19 protein-coding genes are annotated in these 16,008 nt (G+C 69.4%); 17 read left to right on the top strand and 2 right to left on the bottom strand.

Annotated features, from left to right (window positions below; translation table 11 throughout):
- Window positions 1-12 precede the first annotated feature (12 nt).
- Entirely contained in the window at window positions 13-798 is a 786-nt protein-coding gene (locus RT051_RS09430; protein ID WP_313075604.1) for an SAM-dependent methyltransferase, read from the bottom strand.
- Complete coding sequence (locus RT051_RS09425; protein ID WP_313075601.1) at window positions 795-1,406, bottom strand: Maf family nucleotide pyrophosphatase; 612 nt, start codon at window positions 1,404-1,406, stop codon at window positions 795-797. The genes RT051_RS09430 and RT051_RS09425 overlap by 4 nt, the downstream gene beginning before the upstream one ends.
- Window positions 1,407-1,431: 25 nt before the next feature.
- Here RT051_RS09425 and RT051_RS09420 point away from each other — a divergent pair, with 25 nt between their 5' ends.
- The 17 genes from RT051_RS09420 to era all read left to right on the top strand — a co-directional run.
- Window positions 1,432-1,980 (top strand): YceD family protein, encoded by a 549-nt coding sequence (locus tag RT051_RS09420; RefSeq protein WP_313075598.1) that lies wholly within the window; start codon window positions 1,432-1,434, stop codon window positions 1,978-1,980.
- A 118-nt stretch (window positions 1,981-2,098) separates the two neighbouring features.
- Window positions 2,099-2,281, top strand: coding sequence for a 50S ribosomal protein L32 (rpmF, locus tag RT051_RS09415; RefSeq protein WP_313075595.1), 183 nt, complete (start codon window positions 2,099-2,101; stop codon window positions 2,279-2,281).
- Between the two features lie 136 nt (window positions 2,282-2,417).
- Window positions 2,418-3,470 carry a phosphate acyltransferase PlsX gene (plsX, locus tag RT051_RS09410; protein ID WP_313075592.1) on the top strand — a complete coding sequence of 351 codons (1,053 nt, stop codon included), beginning with the start codon at window positions 2,418-2,420 and terminating at the stop codon, window positions 3,468-3,470.
- A 3-nt stretch (window positions 3,471-3,473) separates the two neighbouring features.
- Entirely contained in the window at window positions 3,474-4,451 is a 978-nt protein-coding gene (locus tag RT051_RS09405) for a beta-ketoacyl-ACP synthase III (RefSeq protein WP_313075589.1), read from the top strand.
- Window positions 4,452-4,510: 59 nt separating this feature from the next.
- Window positions 4,511-5,467, top strand: a complete 957-nt coding sequence (gene fabD / locus RT051_RS09400; RefSeq protein WP_313075586.1) for an ACP S-malonyltransferase — start codon at window positions 4,511-4,513, stop codon at window positions 5,465-5,467.
- Window positions 5,464-6,207, top strand: coding sequence for a 3-oxoacyl-ACP reductase FabG (fabG, locus tag RT051_RS09395; protein WP_313075583.1), 744 nt, complete (start codon window positions 5,464-5,466; stop codon window positions 6,205-6,207). Before fabD ends, fabG begins: the two co-directional genes overlap by 4 nt.
- Before the next feature lie 106 nt (window positions 6,208-6,313).
- Window positions 6,314-6,553, top strand: coding sequence for an acyl carrier protein (gene acpP / locus RT051_RS09390; protein WP_166159477.1), 240 nt, complete (start codon window positions 6,314-6,316; stop codon window positions 6,551-6,553).
- A 54-nt stretch (window positions 6,554-6,607) separates the two neighbouring features.
- On the top strand, window positions 6,608-7,852 hold the full coding sequence (gene fabF / locus RT051_RS09385; RefSeq protein ID WP_313075575.1) for a beta-ketoacyl-ACP synthase II: 1,245 nt from the start codon (window positions 6,608-6,610) through the stop codon (window positions 7,850-7,852).
- A 100-nt stretch (window positions 7,853-7,952) separates the two neighbouring features.
- Complete coding sequence (locus RT051_RS09380) at window positions 7,953-8,450, top strand: hypothetical protein (protein ID WP_313075573.1); 498 nt, start codon at window positions 7,953-7,955, stop codon at window positions 8,448-8,450.
- Between the two features lie 27 nt (window positions 8,451-8,477).
- Window positions 8,478-9,113: an RNA polymerase sigma factor RpoE gene (gene rpoE, locus RT051_RS09375; RefSeq protein WP_313075570.1), complete on the top strand. Its 636-nt coding sequence runs from the start codon at window positions 8,478-8,480 to the stop codon at window positions 9,111-9,113.
- Between the two features lie 21 nt (window positions 9,114-9,134).
- Window positions 9,135-9,749 (top strand): RseA family anti-sigma factor, encoded by a 615-nt coding sequence (locus RT051_RS09370; protein ID WP_313075567.1) that lies wholly within the window; start codon window positions 9,135-9,137, stop codon window positions 9,747-9,749.
- Between the two features lie 119 nt (window positions 9,750-9,868).
- Entirely contained in the window at window positions 9,869-11,365 is a 1,497-nt protein-coding gene (locus RT051_RS09365) for a DegQ family serine endoprotease (RefSeq protein ID WP_313075564.1), read from the top strand.
- Between the two features lie 298 nt (window positions 11,366-11,663).
- Window positions 11,664-13,472, top strand: a complete 1,809-nt coding sequence (gene lepA, locus RT051_RS09360) for a translation elongation factor 4 (protein ID WP_313075561.1) — start codon at window positions 11,664-11,666, stop codon at window positions 13,470-13,472.
- A gap of 8 nt (window positions 13,473-13,480) precedes the next feature.
- Window positions 13,481-14,455: a signal peptidase I gene (gene lepB / locus RT051_RS09355; RefSeq protein ID WP_313075558.1), complete on the top strand. Its 975-nt coding sequence runs from the start codon at window positions 13,481-13,483 to the stop codon at window positions 14,453-14,455.
- 31 nt (window positions 14,456-14,486) lie between these two features.
- Complete coding sequence (locus RT051_RS09350; RefSeq protein WP_313075555.1) at window positions 14,487-14,867, top strand: DUF4845 domain-containing protein; 381 nt, start codon at window positions 14,487-14,489, stop codon at window positions 14,865-14,867.
- Between the two features lie 51 nt (window positions 14,868-14,918).
- Window positions 14,919-15,605 (top strand): ribonuclease III, encoded by a 687-nt coding sequence (gene rnc / locus RT051_RS09345; protein WP_313075551.1) that lies wholly within the window; start codon window positions 14,919-14,921, stop codon window positions 15,603-15,605.
- Window positions 15,602-16,008, top strand: a 407-nt coding sequence (gene era, locus RT051_RS09340; protein ID WP_409520584.1) for a GTPase Era, incomplete at its 3' end; no start/stop codon positions are given. The genes rnc and era, both read left to right, overlap by 4 nt.

Raw genomic sequence — 16,008 nt, 5'->3', positions numbered from 1 at the left:
GCAGCAGCGTGTTCACTGGCCGATGGCGAACACTGCCGGCAGGTGCGCGGCCGGCGCGAAGTCTGCCCGCTCGCGCCACTGGCGTGCGCGCCGGCTGTGGATCTGCGCCTGGGCCAGCGTCAGTCCCTGCGCCAGCGCCAGGCGCGTGTCGGGCCTGAGGTGCTGCACCAGCGCCTGCCACAGCGCGGCATTGCGATAGGGCGTCTCGATGAACAGCTGGCTCTGGCCGGTGCGCAGCGCCAGCGTTTCGAGCTCGCGGATGCGCTGGGCGCGCGCCGCCCCGTCCTGGGGCAGGTAGCCGACGAAGGCGAAGCTCTGGCCGTTGAGCCCGCTAGCCGCCAATGCCAGCAGCAGCGAGACCGGCCCGACCAGCGGGACCACGCGCGCGCCCGCGTCGTGCGCGGCGCGCACCACCGAACTGCCCGGGTCGGCCACGGCGGGCATGCCGGCCTCGCTCGCCAGGCCCAGGTCGTGGCCGGCCAGCAGCGGGGCCAGCAGCGGGCGGGCGTCGAACGCCGCGCCGCCCGCGCTGGCATGGTCGCCCTTCTTGTGCACCTGCCGGGGCAGTTCGGTGATGTGCTGCTGCTGCAGCGCGGCCGCGAGCGGATGCACGGCGTCGATGCGTTTCAGGTAGGCGCGCAGGCTTCTGGCGTTCTCGCAGACCCAGTGGGTCAGGGCAGCGGCCTGGCGCAGCGTGCCGTCCGGCAGCACGCTGGCCAGCGGGGTTTCGCTGTCGCAGCCGAAATCGAGTGGCGCCGGCACCAGGTAGAGCGTGCCGGGGGCAGGGGGCGCGGTCATGGCAGGGTCAGACCGGCCGCGCGCAGCAGGCGGCAGGTGCGGATCAGGGGCAAGCCGATCAGCGCTGTCGGATCGTCGCTGTCGATCGCCTCCAGCAGGCTGATGCCCAGACCCTCGCTCTTGGCGCTGCCGGCGCAGTCGTAGGGCTGCTCGGCGCGCAGGTAGCGCTCGATCTCGGCGTCCGACAGGTTGCGAAAGCGCACGTGCACCTCGGCCAGCTCGACCTGCTCGAAGCCGGTCTCCCGGCACACCACGGCCACGGCGGTGTGGAACGTGACGGCGTGCCCGCGCATGCGGCGCAGCTGGGCGGTGGCGCGTTCGTGGCTGCCGGGTTTGCCCAGGGGCTGGCCGTCCAAGTCAGCCACCTGGTCCGAGCCGATCACCACGGCTCCGGGCTCGCGCGCCGCCACCTCGCGTGCCTTGGCCAGCGCCAGGCGCAGCGCGAGCTGCCGCGGCGCCTCGCCGGGCAGGGGTGTTTCATCGACCTGCGGGGCGGCGGTGCCAAACGGCAGGCCCAGGCGCGCCAGCAGCTCGCGGCGGTAGGGCGAGGTCGAACCGAGCACCAGGGGGCGCTGATTTCTTGACGATTCGGTGAGGGGTTCCGGCATGCCGCGATTCTCTTACACTGCCCCGATGACCAAGGAACACTCCCCCGATCGGCTGGACGTCAAGGCCTTCGCGCAGGCCGGAGGCCACCTGTCCGGTCATGACACCCTGCTGCGCTACCGGCGCCTGGCGGAAGAGGCGCGCGGCCTGCACCCGGACCTGCGCGTGGACTGGTCGGCCGATGGCGAGGTGCGCTCGACGCACGGCATCGGCGGCCAGCTGTGGCTGCGCCTGAAGGCCGACGCCACCGTGCCGCTGACCTGCCAGCGCTGCCTGCAGCCGGTGGACGTGCCGCTGGCGGTGGACCGCGAGTTCCGTTTCGTCGCCGACGAGACCACCGCCGAGGCGCTGGATGTGGACAGCGACGAAGACCTGCTGGCGCTCAGCCGCGATTTCAACCTGCGCGAGCTGATCGAGGACGAGCTGATCATGGCCCTGCCCCTGGTGCCGCGCCACGAGGAGTGTCCCGTGGCCGTGCAGATGGCCTCCAGCGACGAGGAGTTCGAGGCGGCCAGCGCCGAGGCGCCCAACCCGTTTGCCGCTCTGGCGGGCCTGGGCCGCAAGGGCGCCGATTGATCGCCCCTGGCAGGGGTCGACGCATCCGCTATAATGGCGGGCTTCGCGCGAAACCCCTCGTCTCTTTTATGGGCTGATCGCGTTTTCCTTCCAACCCTTTCGAGCCCAGGAGCCGATCATGGCTGTTCAGCAAAACAAGAAGTCCCCCTCCAAGCGCGGCATGCACCGCTCGCACAACGCCCTTGACGTGCCGGGCGTGGCCGTCGAGCCCACCACGGGCGAGACGCACCTGCGTCACCACATCAGCCCCAACGGCTTCTACCGTGGCCGCCAGGTGATCAAGGCCAAGAACGAAGCCTGACTCTTGCGGTCCGGCCCGGCCCGCACCCTTCCAAGGCCCGCGGCTACGCATTCCGTAGCGCGGGCTTTGTCGTTTTCGGCTGCCACAATGGCGGCCTTTCCATCTCCGGCCGCCCCGCGCGGCCTGTTCTGCGCCGATGATCACTCTGGCCGTTGATTGCATGGGGGGCGACCATGGCCCCGGTGTCACGCTTGTCGCGTGCCGCCAGTTCCTGGACAGCCACCCCGACGCCCGCCTGCTGCTGGTCGGCCAGGGCGCGAGCCTGCAAGGTTTCGCCCACGAGCGCGCCGAGCTGGTGCCGGCCACCGAGGTGGTGGGCATGGACGACCCCGTCGAGGTGGCGCTGCGCCGCAAGAAGGATTCCTCCATGCGCGTGGCCATCGCCCAGGTCAAGGACGGGCGCGCCCAGGCGGCGGTTTCGGCCGGCAACACCGGGGCGCTGATGGCCATTGCGCGCTACCTGCTCAAGACGTTGCAGGGCATCGACCGCCCGGCGATCGCCACGCAGATCCCGAACGCGCGCGGCGGCGCGACCACGGTGCTGGACCTGGGGGCCAACGTGGACTCCACCGCCGAGCACCTGCTGCAGTTCGCCGTCATGGGCTCGGCCCTGGTGTCGGCCATCAACGACAAGCGCGAGCCCACCGTCGGCCTGCTCAACGTCGGCGAGGAGGCCATCAAGGGCGGTGAGGAGATCAAGCGCGCAGGCGAGCTGCTGCGCGCCGCGGCCGCCTCGGGCGACCTGAACTTCATCGGCAACGTCGAGGGCAACGACATCTTCAAGGGCCGCGCCGACATCGTGGTCTGCGACGGCTTCGTCGGCAACGTGGCACTCAAGACCATCGAGGGCCTGGCTTCGATGATCGGCGGCTTCATGAAGGAGGAGTTCTCGCGCAACCTGCTCACTAAGGCCGCCGCCGTGGTGGCGTATCCCGTGCTCTCGGCGCTCAAGCGGCGCATGGACCACCGCCGCTACAACGGCGCGGCGCTCTTGGGCCTGCGCGGCCTGGTCTTCAAGAGCCACGGTTCGGCCGACGCGCTGGCCTTCGAGCAGGCGCTCGCCCGCGCGTATGATGCGGCCCGCAACAACCTGCTCGAGCGCGTGCGCGCGCGGGTCGCGCATGCAGCGCCGCTGCTGGCGGCCACGGATGCAACGGCTGCCTCTGGCGCCCCTTCGACTTCCCCCTGATTGATGACACGCTATTCCCGCATTGTCGGCACGGGCAGCTGCCTGCCTGCGCGCCGAGTGAGCAACGCCGACCTGGTGGCCCAGCTGGCCGGGCAGGGCATCGAGACTTCCGATGAATGGATCGTCGAGCGCACCGGCATCCGCGCGCGCCACTTCGCTGAAGCGCACGTGGCGGCCAGCGACCTGGCGCTCGCGGCTTCGCAGCGCGCCCTGGCCGCCGCCGGCCGCGAGGCGGGCGACATCGACCTGATCATCGTCGCCACGTCCACGCCGGACATGGTGTTTCCCTCGACCGCCTGCATCCTGCAGAACAAGCTGGGCGTGGCCGGCTGCCCGGCGTTCGACGTGCAGGCCGTGTGCAGCGGTTTCGTCTATGCCCTCACCGTGGCCGACGCCATGATCCGCGCCGGCACGGCGACGCGCGCGCTGGTGGTGGGCGCCGAGGTCTTCAGCCGCATCCTGAACTTCCAGGACCGCACGACCTGCGTGCTGTTCGGCGACGGCGCCGGTGCCGTGGTGCTGGAGGCATCGGATGAGCCCGGCATATTGGCCAGCGACTTGCATGCCGACGGCAGCCACGTGGGCATCCTGTGCGTGCCGGGCCACGTCTATGGCGGCGAGGTGCTGGGCAGCCCGCTCCTGACCATGGACGGGCAGGCGGTGTTCAAGCTGGCCGTGGGCGTGCTGGAAAAAGCCGCGCGCGCCGTGCTGGACAAGGCCGGCATGGGCGAGGCCGACATTGACTGGCTGATTCCGCACCAGGCCAACATCCGCATCATGCAAAGCACGGCCCGCAAGCTCAGGCTGCCCATGGACAAGGTCGTGGTCACCGTGGACCAGCACGGCAACACCTCGGCCGCGTCCATCCCGCTGGCGCTGGACCACGCCGTGCGCGCCGGGCAGGTCCAGCCCGGTCAGACCGTCATGCTGGAGGGTGTCGGTGGTGGTTTCACCTGGGGCGCTGTGCTTCTGAAAATGTAGCTGTATACCCTTGCTGCACAAGGGCTGAAGGCGTATTTCATTCAAAATTTCAAGAATCCATGGCAAAGACGTTTGCATTCGTGTTCCCCGGCCAGGGCTCGCAGTCCGTGGGCATGCTGGACGCCTGGGGCGAGCACCCCGCCGTGCGCGAGACGCTGGCCGAGGCCTCCGAGGCCCTGGGCGAAGACCTCGGCGCACTGATCCATGACGGCCCCAAGGAGGCGCTGGCGCTGACCACCAACACCCAGCCGGTGATGCTGGTGGCCGGCGTCGCCGCCTGGCGCGCGTGGCGCGCCGAAGGCGGGCCACTGCCGGCCGCCGTGGCTGGGCATTCGCTGGGCGAATACTCGGCGCTGGTCGCCTCCGGCGTGCTGACGCTGGCGCAGGCCGCGCCGCTGGTGCGCCTGCGCGCCGCCGCCATGCAGGAGGCCGTGCCCGTGGGCGCCGGCGCCATGGCCGCCATCCTGGGCCTGCCGGCTGACAAGGTCCTCGAAGGCTGCCGTCAGGCACAGGAGAGCTTCGGCGCCGGCTCACCCGAGGTGGCCGAGGCGGTGAACTTCAACGACCCGGCGCAGACCGTGATTGCCGGCACCAAAGCCGGCGTGGACAGGGCCTGCGAAGTTCTGAAGGGCCTGGGCGCCAAGCGCGCGCTGCCGCTGCCGGTGTCCGCGCCCTTCCATTCCAGCCTGATGCGCCCCGCGGCCGAGAAGCTGCGCGCCGCGCTGGCCGCCACCCCGCTGGCCGCGCCCGCCATCCCTGTGCTCAACAACGTGGACGTGGCTGTGCGACAGGATGCCGACGCCATCCGCGACGCGCTGTACCGCCAGGCTTTTGGCCCGGTGCGCTGGGTCGAATGCGTGCAGGCGCTGAAAACGGATTTCGGCGTCACCCACCTCGTCGAGTGCGGGCCCGGCAAGGTGCTGGCCGGCATGACCCGCCGCATCGACCCCGAGCTGGTCGGTGCATCCCTGTACGACCCGGCAACGCTTGCCGAAACCAAGGAACTGCTGGCATGAGCACCCCCGATTCCACCTCCCGCATCGCCCTGGTCACCGGTGCCACGCGCGGCATCGGCGCGGCGATCGCCGCCGAGCTGGCCGCACGCGGCCACACCGTGATCGGCACCGCCACCACGGAGGAGGGTGCCGAGCGCATCAGCGCGGCGCTGGCCGCCAGCGGCGGTCGCGGCGCGAAACTGAACGTGACCGATGGCGCCGCCGTCGATGCGCTGATCGACTCGGTGGTCAAGGAGCACGGCGGCCTGCACGTGCTGGTCAACAACGCCGGCATCACCCGCGACACCCTGGCCATGCGCATGAAGGACGACGACTGGGACGCCGTCATCGACACCAACCTGAAGGCAGTGTTCCGCGCCAGCCGCGCGGCCATTCGGCCGATGATGAAGCAGCGCTTCGGCCGCATCATCAGCATCACCAGCGTGGTCGGCGCCTCGGGCAACCCGGGGCAGGCCAACTACGCTGCCGCCAAGGCGGGCGTGGCCGGCATGACGCGGGCGCTGGCGCGCGAGCTGGGCAGCCGCGGCATCACCGTGAACTGCGTGGCCCCGGGCTTCATCGCCACCGACATGACCGCCGAGCTGCCCGAGGAGCAGAAGAAGGCCCTGCGCGCGCAGATCGCCCTGGGCGACCTGGGCCGGCCCGAGGACATCGCGCACGCCGTGGCGTACCTGGCGTCCGAGGGCGCGGGCTACGTGACGGGCCAGGAATTGCACGTCAATGGCGGCATGTACATGTAATTGAAGTGTTTTCACGCCGGTCCGTCCGCACGGCCGGCCGCTGCGGGGGTGCTCCCCCGGAGCGGCTAGAATCGCGGATTCATTCACAACCCCTTGAGGGAAACCCATGAGCGATATCGAAGCACGTGTCAAAAAGATCATCGCCGAGCAACTCGGCGTGGAAGAGTCCCAGGTCACCAATGAAAAGGCGTTCGTTGCCGATCTGGGTGCCGACTCGCTGGACACGGTGGAACTGGTGATGGCTCTGGAAGACGAGTTCGGCATCGAGATCCCGGACGAGGACGCCGAGAAGATCACCACGGTGCAGAACGCCATCGACTACGCCAACGCCCACCACAAGGGCTGAGCCCTCCACCGGGAGGTGGCGCCTCCCGCTCCATTAGCTACAAGGTTTTCACGCATGAGCCGTCGTCGCGTTGTCGTGACCGGCCTGGGTTGCGTCACCCCCGTGGGAAACACGGTGGCGGACGCCTGGGCCAACATCCTTGCCGGCAAGTCCGGCATCGACCTCATCACCAAGTTCGACGCATCGAACTTCGCCTGCAAGATCGCAGGAGAGGTCAAGGGTTTTGACTTGGACGCCTACCTGAGCGCCAAGGATGCGCGCACGATGGATACCTTCATCCATTACGGCATCGCCGCCGCGCAGGAGGCCGTGCAGGACGCGGGCCTGCCCACCGGCGAGGCCCTGGATGAAGAGCTGGCCACACGCATCGGCTGCATCATCGGCTCCGGCATCGGCGGCCTGCCGCTGATCGAGAACACCCACGCCGAGCTGCAGGCACGCGGGCCGCGCCGCATCACGCCCTTTTTCGTGCCGGCGTCCATCATCAACATGGTGGCGGGGCACGTGTCGATGCGCTTTGGCTTCCGTGGCCCGAACCTGTCGGTGGTCACGGCCTGCACCACCGGCCTGCACTGCATCGGCGAGGCGGCGCGCAAGATCGAATACGGCGACGCCGACGTGATCGTCGCCGGTGGCACCGAGGCCACCGTCTCGCCCCTGGGCGTGGGCGGCTTTGCCGCCATGCGTGCGCTGTCCACGCGCAACGATGACCCGAAAACCGCCTCGCGCCCCTGGGACAAGGACCGCGACGGCTTCGTGCTGGGCGAGGGCGCGGGCGTGCTGGTGCTGGAAGAGTACGAACACGCCAAGGCACGCGGCGCAAAGATCTACGCCGAGCTCACGGGCTATGGCATGAGCGCCGACGCCGGCCACATGACGGCGCCCAACATGGACGGCCCGCGCCGCGCCATGCTGGCCGCCCTGAGGAATGCCGGCCTGAACGCCGACCAGGTCGACTACCTGAACGCGCACGGCACGTCCACGCCGCTGGGTGACCTGAACGAGACCAACGCCATCAAGGCGGCCCTGGGCGAGCAGGCGCACAGGATGGTCATCAGCTCGACCAAGTCCATGACCGGCCACCTGCTGGGTGGCGCGGGCGGCATCGAGAGCGTGTTCACCGTGCTGGCGCTGCACCACCAGAAGGCCCCGCCCACCATCAACCTGTTCGAGCAGGACCCGGAGTGCGACCTCGACTACTGCGCCAATGAGGCGCGCGACATGAAGATGGACGTCGCGCTCAAGAACAACTTCGGCTTCGGCGGCACCAACGGCACGCTGGTCTTCCAGCGGGCGTGACCCGCCGGCCGCCACTGCGCGCCGCGCCGCAAGGCCCCCCGGGCAGTGCGCCGACCCCGCCGACCCCGCCGACCGCGCCGCCTCCACCCTTCGGCCGGCCATGCCCTCCCACCTGTCGCCGCCGCCCGCACGCCACCCTTTCGGCCGCGCGGCGCTGCCGGCGCAGGCCATCGCCGTGGCGAGCGTCACTGCCCTGGCCGGCGTCGCCCTGTGGGCGGCCCAGGGCCTGGGCAGTGCGCACTGGGCGGCGGGCATCGCGGCCAGCCTGCTGCTGTGGGCCGTCTGCTCGGCTGCGGCCTGGCGCGCCTGGCGCGTGCTGCCCCGGGGCGTGCTTCAGTGGGACGGCGCCGGCTGGGTGCTCGAACCCGCGGCCCCCGGGCAGCATGTCGGCCTGGCGTGTGCGCCCGAGGTGGCACTGGACCTGCAAAATGCGCTGCTGCTGCGCGTGCAGCCCCTGGCTGGCAGGGCTTCGTGGTTGTGGCTGCAGCAAGCTGACGCACCCGCGCAGTGGCTGCCGATGCGCCGTGCGCTGCACGCCGCCGGCGCCCAGGCCCTGCCCGCCCGACCGGCGGCGCCAGGCGCAGAGTCATCGGCCTGACCGGCCAGTGCATCGCAGGAACACTTCATGACCGAACCGTCCCGTCCCCTCCCGCCCTCTGCCGAAAGCGACCTGCGGCTGGTCGAGCGTGCGGTGGCTGGGGACGCGCGCGCCTACGAACTGCTGGTCATCAAGTACCAGCGGCGCGTGGAGCGGCTGATCGGGCGCATGGTGCGTGACACCGACCTGGTGGCCGACATTGCCCAGGAAACCTTCCTGCGTGCCTGGCGCGCGCTGCACCAGTTCCGCGGCGATGCCCAGTTCTACACCTGGCTCTACCGCATCGCCGTCAACTCCGCCAAGAAGGCCCTGGTGGACCTGCGCCGCGACCCGGTCATCACCGAGAGCGCGCTGCGCAAGGCCCAGGAAGACGGGGAGGAAACTTCCCTGCTCGATCGCGAACTAAGCAGCGACGAAACACCGGAAACCGTTCTGGCCGCCCAGGAGATCGCCGCCGCGGTGAATGCCGCGATGCAGGCCCTGCCCGAGGAGCTGCGCCAGGCGGTCACGCTGCGCGAGATCGAAGGCCTGAGTTATGAAGAAATTGCCACCGCCATGGACTGTCCCATCGGGACCGTGCGTTCACGCATCTTCCGGGCGCGCGAGGCCATCTCCGCGCGCATCAAGCCGCTGCTGGAGCGGCGCGGCGGCAAACGCTGGTAACGGTTTTTGGCAGGCCAGACCATGAACGACCACGAACAAGACTTTTTGAAGATGCGCGAGCAGCTGTCGGCCCTGGCCGATGGCGAGCTGCAGGGCGAAGATTTCGCCCGCGCGGTGCAACTGTCTGCCGACGCGCAGGGGCGCGAGTGCTGGCAGCTCTACCACCTGATCGGCGATGCGCTGCGCCAATGCGACACGGTGCGCGCCGACGTCGACGGCACCCTGCTGCAGCGGCTGCGCCAGCAGATGGACGCCGAGGGCGCGCCGCCGCGCACCCTCGCCCAGGCACCGCTGCGGCAGGTGGCGCCGGCCCCGGCGCCCGGCGTGCCCGATCCGGCAGCCAACGCCCAGCTCATGCGCTGGAAGCTGGTGGCGGGCTTTGCCTCGCTCGCGGCCGTGGCGGTGCTGGGCTGGAACGTCGCCGGCGGGCGCGCCGCGGACGAAGGCGGCGCCCCGCAACTGGCCTCCGCGGCCGCTCCGCCGCCGGACGCACAACAGCCGCAGCAGCGCATGCTGCGCGATCCGCGCCTGGACGAGCTCCTTGCGGCGCATCGCCAGCTGGGCAACAACACCAACACGCTGCAGATGCCGGCCGGCTTCCTGCGCAACGCCAGCTTCGCCGGGCACGAGCGCTGACAGGGTTTCAGCCCCTTCACTGGCAGACCGATGCCGCCGCAGGCGGTCTGCTTGTCGTTTTTGGCTGGCAGGCATGGCCTGCCCGCCACCCCTCCCACTCTCGCTAGGAAAGGTCGATGATGTCCACCAACCCCCCTGTCCTGAAGGGGCGCCTGTCCTCAGGCGCACTGGCCCTGGCGCTGGCCTGCGCAGGCGGCGCAGGTCTGCTGGGTGCGGCCAGCCCGGCCCTGGCGCAAACCGCACCCGCGGTGCGCGCCCTGCCGGACTTCACCGAGCTGGTGGATCAGGTCGGCCCCTCGGTCGTCAACATCCGCACCACCGAGCGCGTGAGCGCGCGCCCGTCCCTCAATGGCATGGACGAGGACATGCTGGAGTTCTTCCGGCGCTTCGGCCTGCCCGTCCCCAACGTGCCGCGCGGCGGGCAGGGGCCGCAGCAGCAGGCGCCGCAGCAGCCCCAGCCGCGCGGCGTGGGCTCGGGCTTCATCCTGACCCAGGACGGCTATGTCATGACCAACGCCCACGTGGTCGAGGGGGCGGAGGAGGTCATCGTCACGCTGACCGACAAGCGCGAGTTCAAGGCCAAGATCGTCGGCTCGGACAAGCGCACCGACGTGGCGGTGGTCAAGATCGACGCCACCGGCCTGCCGGCGGTCAGGGTGGGCGACGTCAGCCGCCTGAAGGCCGGCGAATGGGTCATGGCGATTGGCTCACCCTTCGGCCTGGACAACACTGTGACGGCGGGCATCGTCAGCGCCAAGCAACGCGACACGGGCGATTACCTGCCCTTCATCCAGACCGACGTGGCCATCAACCCGGGTAACTCGGGCGGCCCGCTCATCAACATGCGCGGCGAGGTGGTGGGCATCAACAGCCAGATCTACAGCCGCTCGGGCGGCTTCATGGGCATCTCGTTCGCCATCCCCATCGACGAGGCCATCCGTGTGAGCGAGCAGCTGCGCGCCACGGGACGGGTCACGCGCGGGCGCATCGGCGTGCAGATCGAGCCCGTTTCCAAGGATGTGGCCGAATCCATCGGCTTGGGCAAGGCGCAGGGCGCGCTGGTGCGCGGCATCGAGCCGGGCTCGCCGGCGGAGAAGGCCGGCATCGAGGCGGGCGACATCATCACGCGCTTCGACGGCAAGCCGGTGGAGAAGGTGGCCGACCTGCCGCGCCTGGTGGGCAATTCCAAGCCCGGCACCAAGACGGCGGTGACGGTGTTCCGCCGCGGCAGCACGCGCGATGTGACGGTGACCATCGCCGAGGTCGAGCCCGACGAGAAGGTGGCTGCCCGCGCCCAGGGCGAACCGGGCCGCGACAAGCCGCAGCAGCCGACGGCGGCCGCGCAGCAGCTGGGCCTGGTCGTCGCCGACCTCACGGCGGCGCAGGAAAAGGAGCTCAAGCTCAAGGGCGGCGTGCGCGTGGTCTCGGCCAGCGACGCCGCCGCGCGCGCCGGCCTGCGCGAGGGCGACGTGATCATCGCCCTGGCCAATGCCGAGGTGCGCAACCTCAAGGACTTCGAGGCCGCGGCGTCCAAGGCCGACAAGAGCAAGCCCGTCAGCGTGCTGGTGCGCCGGGGCGAATGGGCGCAGTACGCACTGATCCGGCCGGCGCGCTGAGGCGTCGCCTCCCCCGCGCGCAGCGGGTCGAGGCGTTTGGATAGAATGCCGCCTTTGGGCACAAGGCGGCTCCTGCGGCGCGGCAGCCGCCGCTGCGCGCCAGGGAGCCCCGCGCGGGCGGGGCGCAGGCCGTGGGCGGGGTTTCTGCCTACAATGAAGCCCCAACCATCGCAGTTGCCAGAGATTGTTGGTTTGAGGGCGCGTCGCTTCGTGGACGCGCCCTTTTTTCTTGCCCGGGGCGTCTCTCTCGCCCCCGTTTTTTCCAAATTCCGGTATTTCCGTCGCTAGTTGGCCATTGATGAACCACATCAGAAATTTCTCGATCATTGCGCACATCGACCACGGCAAGTCCACCCTTGCTGACCGCATCATCCAGCGCTGCGGCGGGCTGGCCGAGCGGGACATGGAGGCGCAGGTGCTGGACTCCATGGACATCGAGCGCGAGCGCGGCATCACCATCAAGGCGCAGACCGCCGCGCTGCGGTACACGGCCAGGGACGGCCAGGTCTACAACCTCAACCTGATCGACACCCCCGGCCACGTGGACTTTTCCTACGAGGTCTCGCGTTCGCTGTCGGCCTGCGAGGGCGCGCTCCTGGTAGTCGATGCCAGCCAGGGCGTGGAGGCACAGACGGTGGCCAACTGCTACACCGCGCTGGAGCTGGGCGTGGAAGTGCTGCCCGTGCTCAACAAGATGGACCTGCCACAGGCTGATCCGGACAACGCCCGCGCCGAGGTCGAGGACGTGATCGGCATCGACGCGAGCGAGGCCATCCCGATTTCGGCCAAGACCGGCATGGGCATCGACGACGTGCTCGAGCAGATCGTCGCCAAGGTGCCGGCGCCGCGCGGCAAGCCCGAGGCGCCGCTGCGCGCCATGATCATCGACAGCTGGTTCGACAGCTACGTCGGCGTGGTCATGCTGGTGCGCGTGGTCGATGGCGAACTGAAGAAGGGCGAGCGCTTCAAGATGATGGCCACCGGCGCGGCCTACGACGCCAACAACCTGGGCGTGTTCACCCCGGCGCAGCAGTCGCGCGAGGTGCTCAGGGCGGGCGAGGTGGGCTACATCATTGCCGGCATCAAGGAGCTGAAGGCCGCCAAGGTGGGCGACACCATCACGCTGGAGAAGAAGCTGCCCAACAACGCCGGCCCAGCGGCCGAGGCACTGCCCGGCTTCAAGGAGATCCAGCCGCAGGTCTTTGCGGGCCTTTACCCGACCGAGGCCAACCAGTACGACGCGCTGCGCGACGCGCTGGAGAAGCTGCAGCTCAATGACGCTTCGCTGCACTTCGAGCCCGAGGTCAGCCAGGCGCTGGGCTTTGGCTTTCGCTGCGGCTTCCTGGGCCTTTTGCACATGGAGATCGTGCAGGAGCGCCTGGAGCGCGAGTTCGACATGGACCTCATCACCACCGCGCCCAGCGTGGTGTACGAGGTGGTCAAGGCCGATGGCGAGGTTCTCCAGGTGGAGAACCCCTCGCGCATGCCCGAGCAGGGGCGCATCGAGGAGGTGCGCGAGCCCATCGTCGTGGTGCACCTGTACATGCCGCAGGACTACGTCGGCCCGGTCATGACGCTGGCCAACCAGAAGCGCGGCGTGCAGCTGAACATGCAGTACCACGGCCGCCAGGTCATGCTGACCTACGAGATGCCGCTGGGCGAGATCGTGCTGGACTTCTTCGACAAGCTCAAGTCGGTCAGCCGCGGTTACGCCAGCATGGATTACGAGTTCAAGGAGTACCGGCCGTCCGACGTGGTCAAGGTGGACATCCTGCTCAACGGCGAGAAGGTGGACGCGCTGTCCATCATCGTGCACCGCACGCAGGCGCAGTTCCGCGGCCGCGCGGTGGCCGCCAAGATGCGCGAGATCATCAGCCGCCAGCAGTTCGACGTGGCCATCCAGGCGGCCATCGGCGCCAACGTGATTGCGCGCGAGAACATCAAGGCGCTGCGCAAGAACGTGCTGGCCAAGTGCTACGGCGGCGACGTCTCGCGCAAGAGGAAGCTGCTGGAAAAGCAGAAGGCCGGCAAGAAGCGCATGAAGCAGATCGGCTCGGTCGAGGTGCCGCAGGAGGCGTTCCTCGCCATCCTGCAGGTCGAAGATTGAAGGGCACCATGCAGGCCATGCAATATTTCACCGCCGCCATCCTGGCGGCCTTCGTCGGCTACGTTGCCGCCTGGTACGTCGGCGCCATCGAAGGCAATTTCGCGCTGCTGCTGCTGCTGGCCTCCGTGGTCACGGGCGCCTACTGGTTGGCCGAGCGCCTGGTCTTCCTGCCCCGGCGCCGCCGCGCCGCCGAGGCGCTGGAGGTGGCCGCCGCGCAGCGCCGCGCCGAACTCGACCGCCTGGGCATCCAGAAGGTGGACGGCGACGTGCAGGAGGCCAAGAGCCGGCTGCTGATGCAGCCCTGGTGGCTGGACTGGACGGCGGGGCTGTTTCCGGTCATCGTCATCGTCTTCCTGCTGCGCTCGTTTTTGTTCGAGCCGTTCAAGATTCCGTCGGGCTCGATGATCCCGACGCTGCTGGTGGGCGACCTGATCCTGGTGAACAAGTTCACCTACGGGGTCCGGCTGCCGGTCATCAACAAGAAGATCACCGCCGGCACGCCCGTGCAGCGCGGCGACGTGATGGTGTTTCGCTATCCGCCCCAGCCCAGCATGGACTACATCAAGCGTGTGGTCGGCATCCCCGGCGACGAGATCGCCTACCTGAACAAGCGCCTGACGGTGAACGGCCAGCCGGTGCCGACGACCGAGCTGCCCGACTACTTCGACCGCGATGCCATGCGCTACTTCAAGCAGTTCGAGGAGCAGCTGGGCGACAGGCGCCACCGCATCATCACCAACACCGACGTGCCCGCCTTCGTGCAGGGCGCGAGCCAGTTCCGGTTCCGCGACCAGTGCCGCTACAGCGTCGAGGGCGTGAGCTGCACCGTGCCCGAGGGGCATTACTTCATGATGGGCGACAACCGCGACAACTCGCTGGACTCGCGCTACTGGGGGTTCGTGCCCGACGAGAACATCGTGGGCCGCGCCTTCTTCGTGTGGATGAACTTCGGCAACCTGAAGCGCATCGGCTCCTTCAACTGATGCGGCGCCCGCGCCGCCGGAGGCAAGACGCATGACGACACGCCGTTTCGGCGCCGCAGGCGCCGCCCCGTCGCGCCAGCGCGGTCTGACCTTCCTGGGCGTGGCGCTGGTGGCGGTGGCCGTCGTGCTGCTGGCCACCGTGGGCCTGCAGTCGGCCCTGGTCGTCAAGGAATACCTGACCATCCGCAAGGCGGCCACCCGGGCCGTGCGCGAGAGCGCCACGCCCCTGGATGTGCGCGCCGCCTTCGACCGGGCCGCGGCCATCGACGACATCACCTCCCTGGCCGGACGCGACCTGGACATCACCGGCGGCGCCGGCCAGGGCCTTGCCGCCTCCTACAGCTACTCGCGCGAGATTCACCTGGCTGGCCCGGTCTCGCTTCTCTACCGTTTTCACGACTCCGTGAAGTAGGCGGGCGCGCCCGCCGCGCCTGCCAGCCTCCGTTTCATTGTTTCCGCCATCGTGTCTTTCCATCCCCTTCAGGACCTGCAGCAGCGGCTGCAGCATGCGTTCTCCGACCCGGCGCTGCTCGAGCGCGCCACTACGCACCGCAGTTTCAGCGCCGACCACAACGAGCGGCTGGAATTCCTGGGCGATTCGGTGCTGAGCCTGGCCGTCTCCAGCCTGCTGTTCGTGCGCCTGCGCCACCTGCCCGAGGGCGAGCTCTCGCGCATCCGCGCCCACCTGGTGCGCCAGGAGTCCCTGCACGCCATCGCCGTGCGCCTGAAGCTGCCCGAGGTGCTGCGCCTGGGCGAGGGCGAGGCCCGCTCGGGCGGCAAGCTGCGCCCGTCCATCCTGGCCGATGCACTGGAGGCCATCATCGGCGCGGTGTACCTGGACGCCGGTTACGAGCGCGCCCAGGCCCTGGTGCACCGCCTCTTCGAAGGCGTGGAACTCAGCCCCAGCCTGCAGGCCGCCGCCAAGGACGCCAAGACCGCGTTGCAGGAGTGGCTGCAGGGCCGCAGAATGAAACTGCCCGCCTATCGGGTGGCCGAGATCGAGGGCGCTGCGCACAATCAGGTCTTCCATGTGCGGTGCGAGGTGCCCGAAAAGGGCCTGAGCGCCGGCGGCAGCGGCGTCTCGCGCCGCGCGGCCGAACAGGCGGCGGCCGCCGCGATGCTGGTCCAACTGAAAGCGAACAAGGCATGAGTGCTACTGAAGATAGAGCTGAAGATCAAGGCGGGGCAACGCCTGAGGGGCAAAATGACCTTGAATCCATGCTGGCCGCGGCGCGCGTGCCGGGGGCGCCGCCGGCGGCCGAGGGCCAGCGCTGTGGCCTGGTGGCCATCGTCGGCAAGCCCAACGTGGGCAAGTCCACGCTGATGAACGCCCTGGTGGGCCAGAAGGTGAGCATCACCTCGCGCAAGGCGCAGACCACGCGCCACCGCATCAACGGTATCCACACGCGCGGCGACGCGCAGTTCGTCTTCGTCGACACGCCGGGCTTTCAGACGCGGCACTCGACGGCGCTGAACAAGTCGCTCAACCGCGCGGTGCTGGGCGCCATCGGCGACGTGGACGTGATCCTGTTCGTGGTCGAGGCCGGCAGCTT

This window comes from Melaminivora sp. (assembly GCF_032059615.1).
Taxonomy (GTDB): Bacteria; Pseudomonadota; Gammaproteobacteria; order Burkholderiales; family Burkholderiaceae_C; genus Melaminivora.
This window is presented reverse-complemented; position numbering and strand designations above follow the sequence as displayed.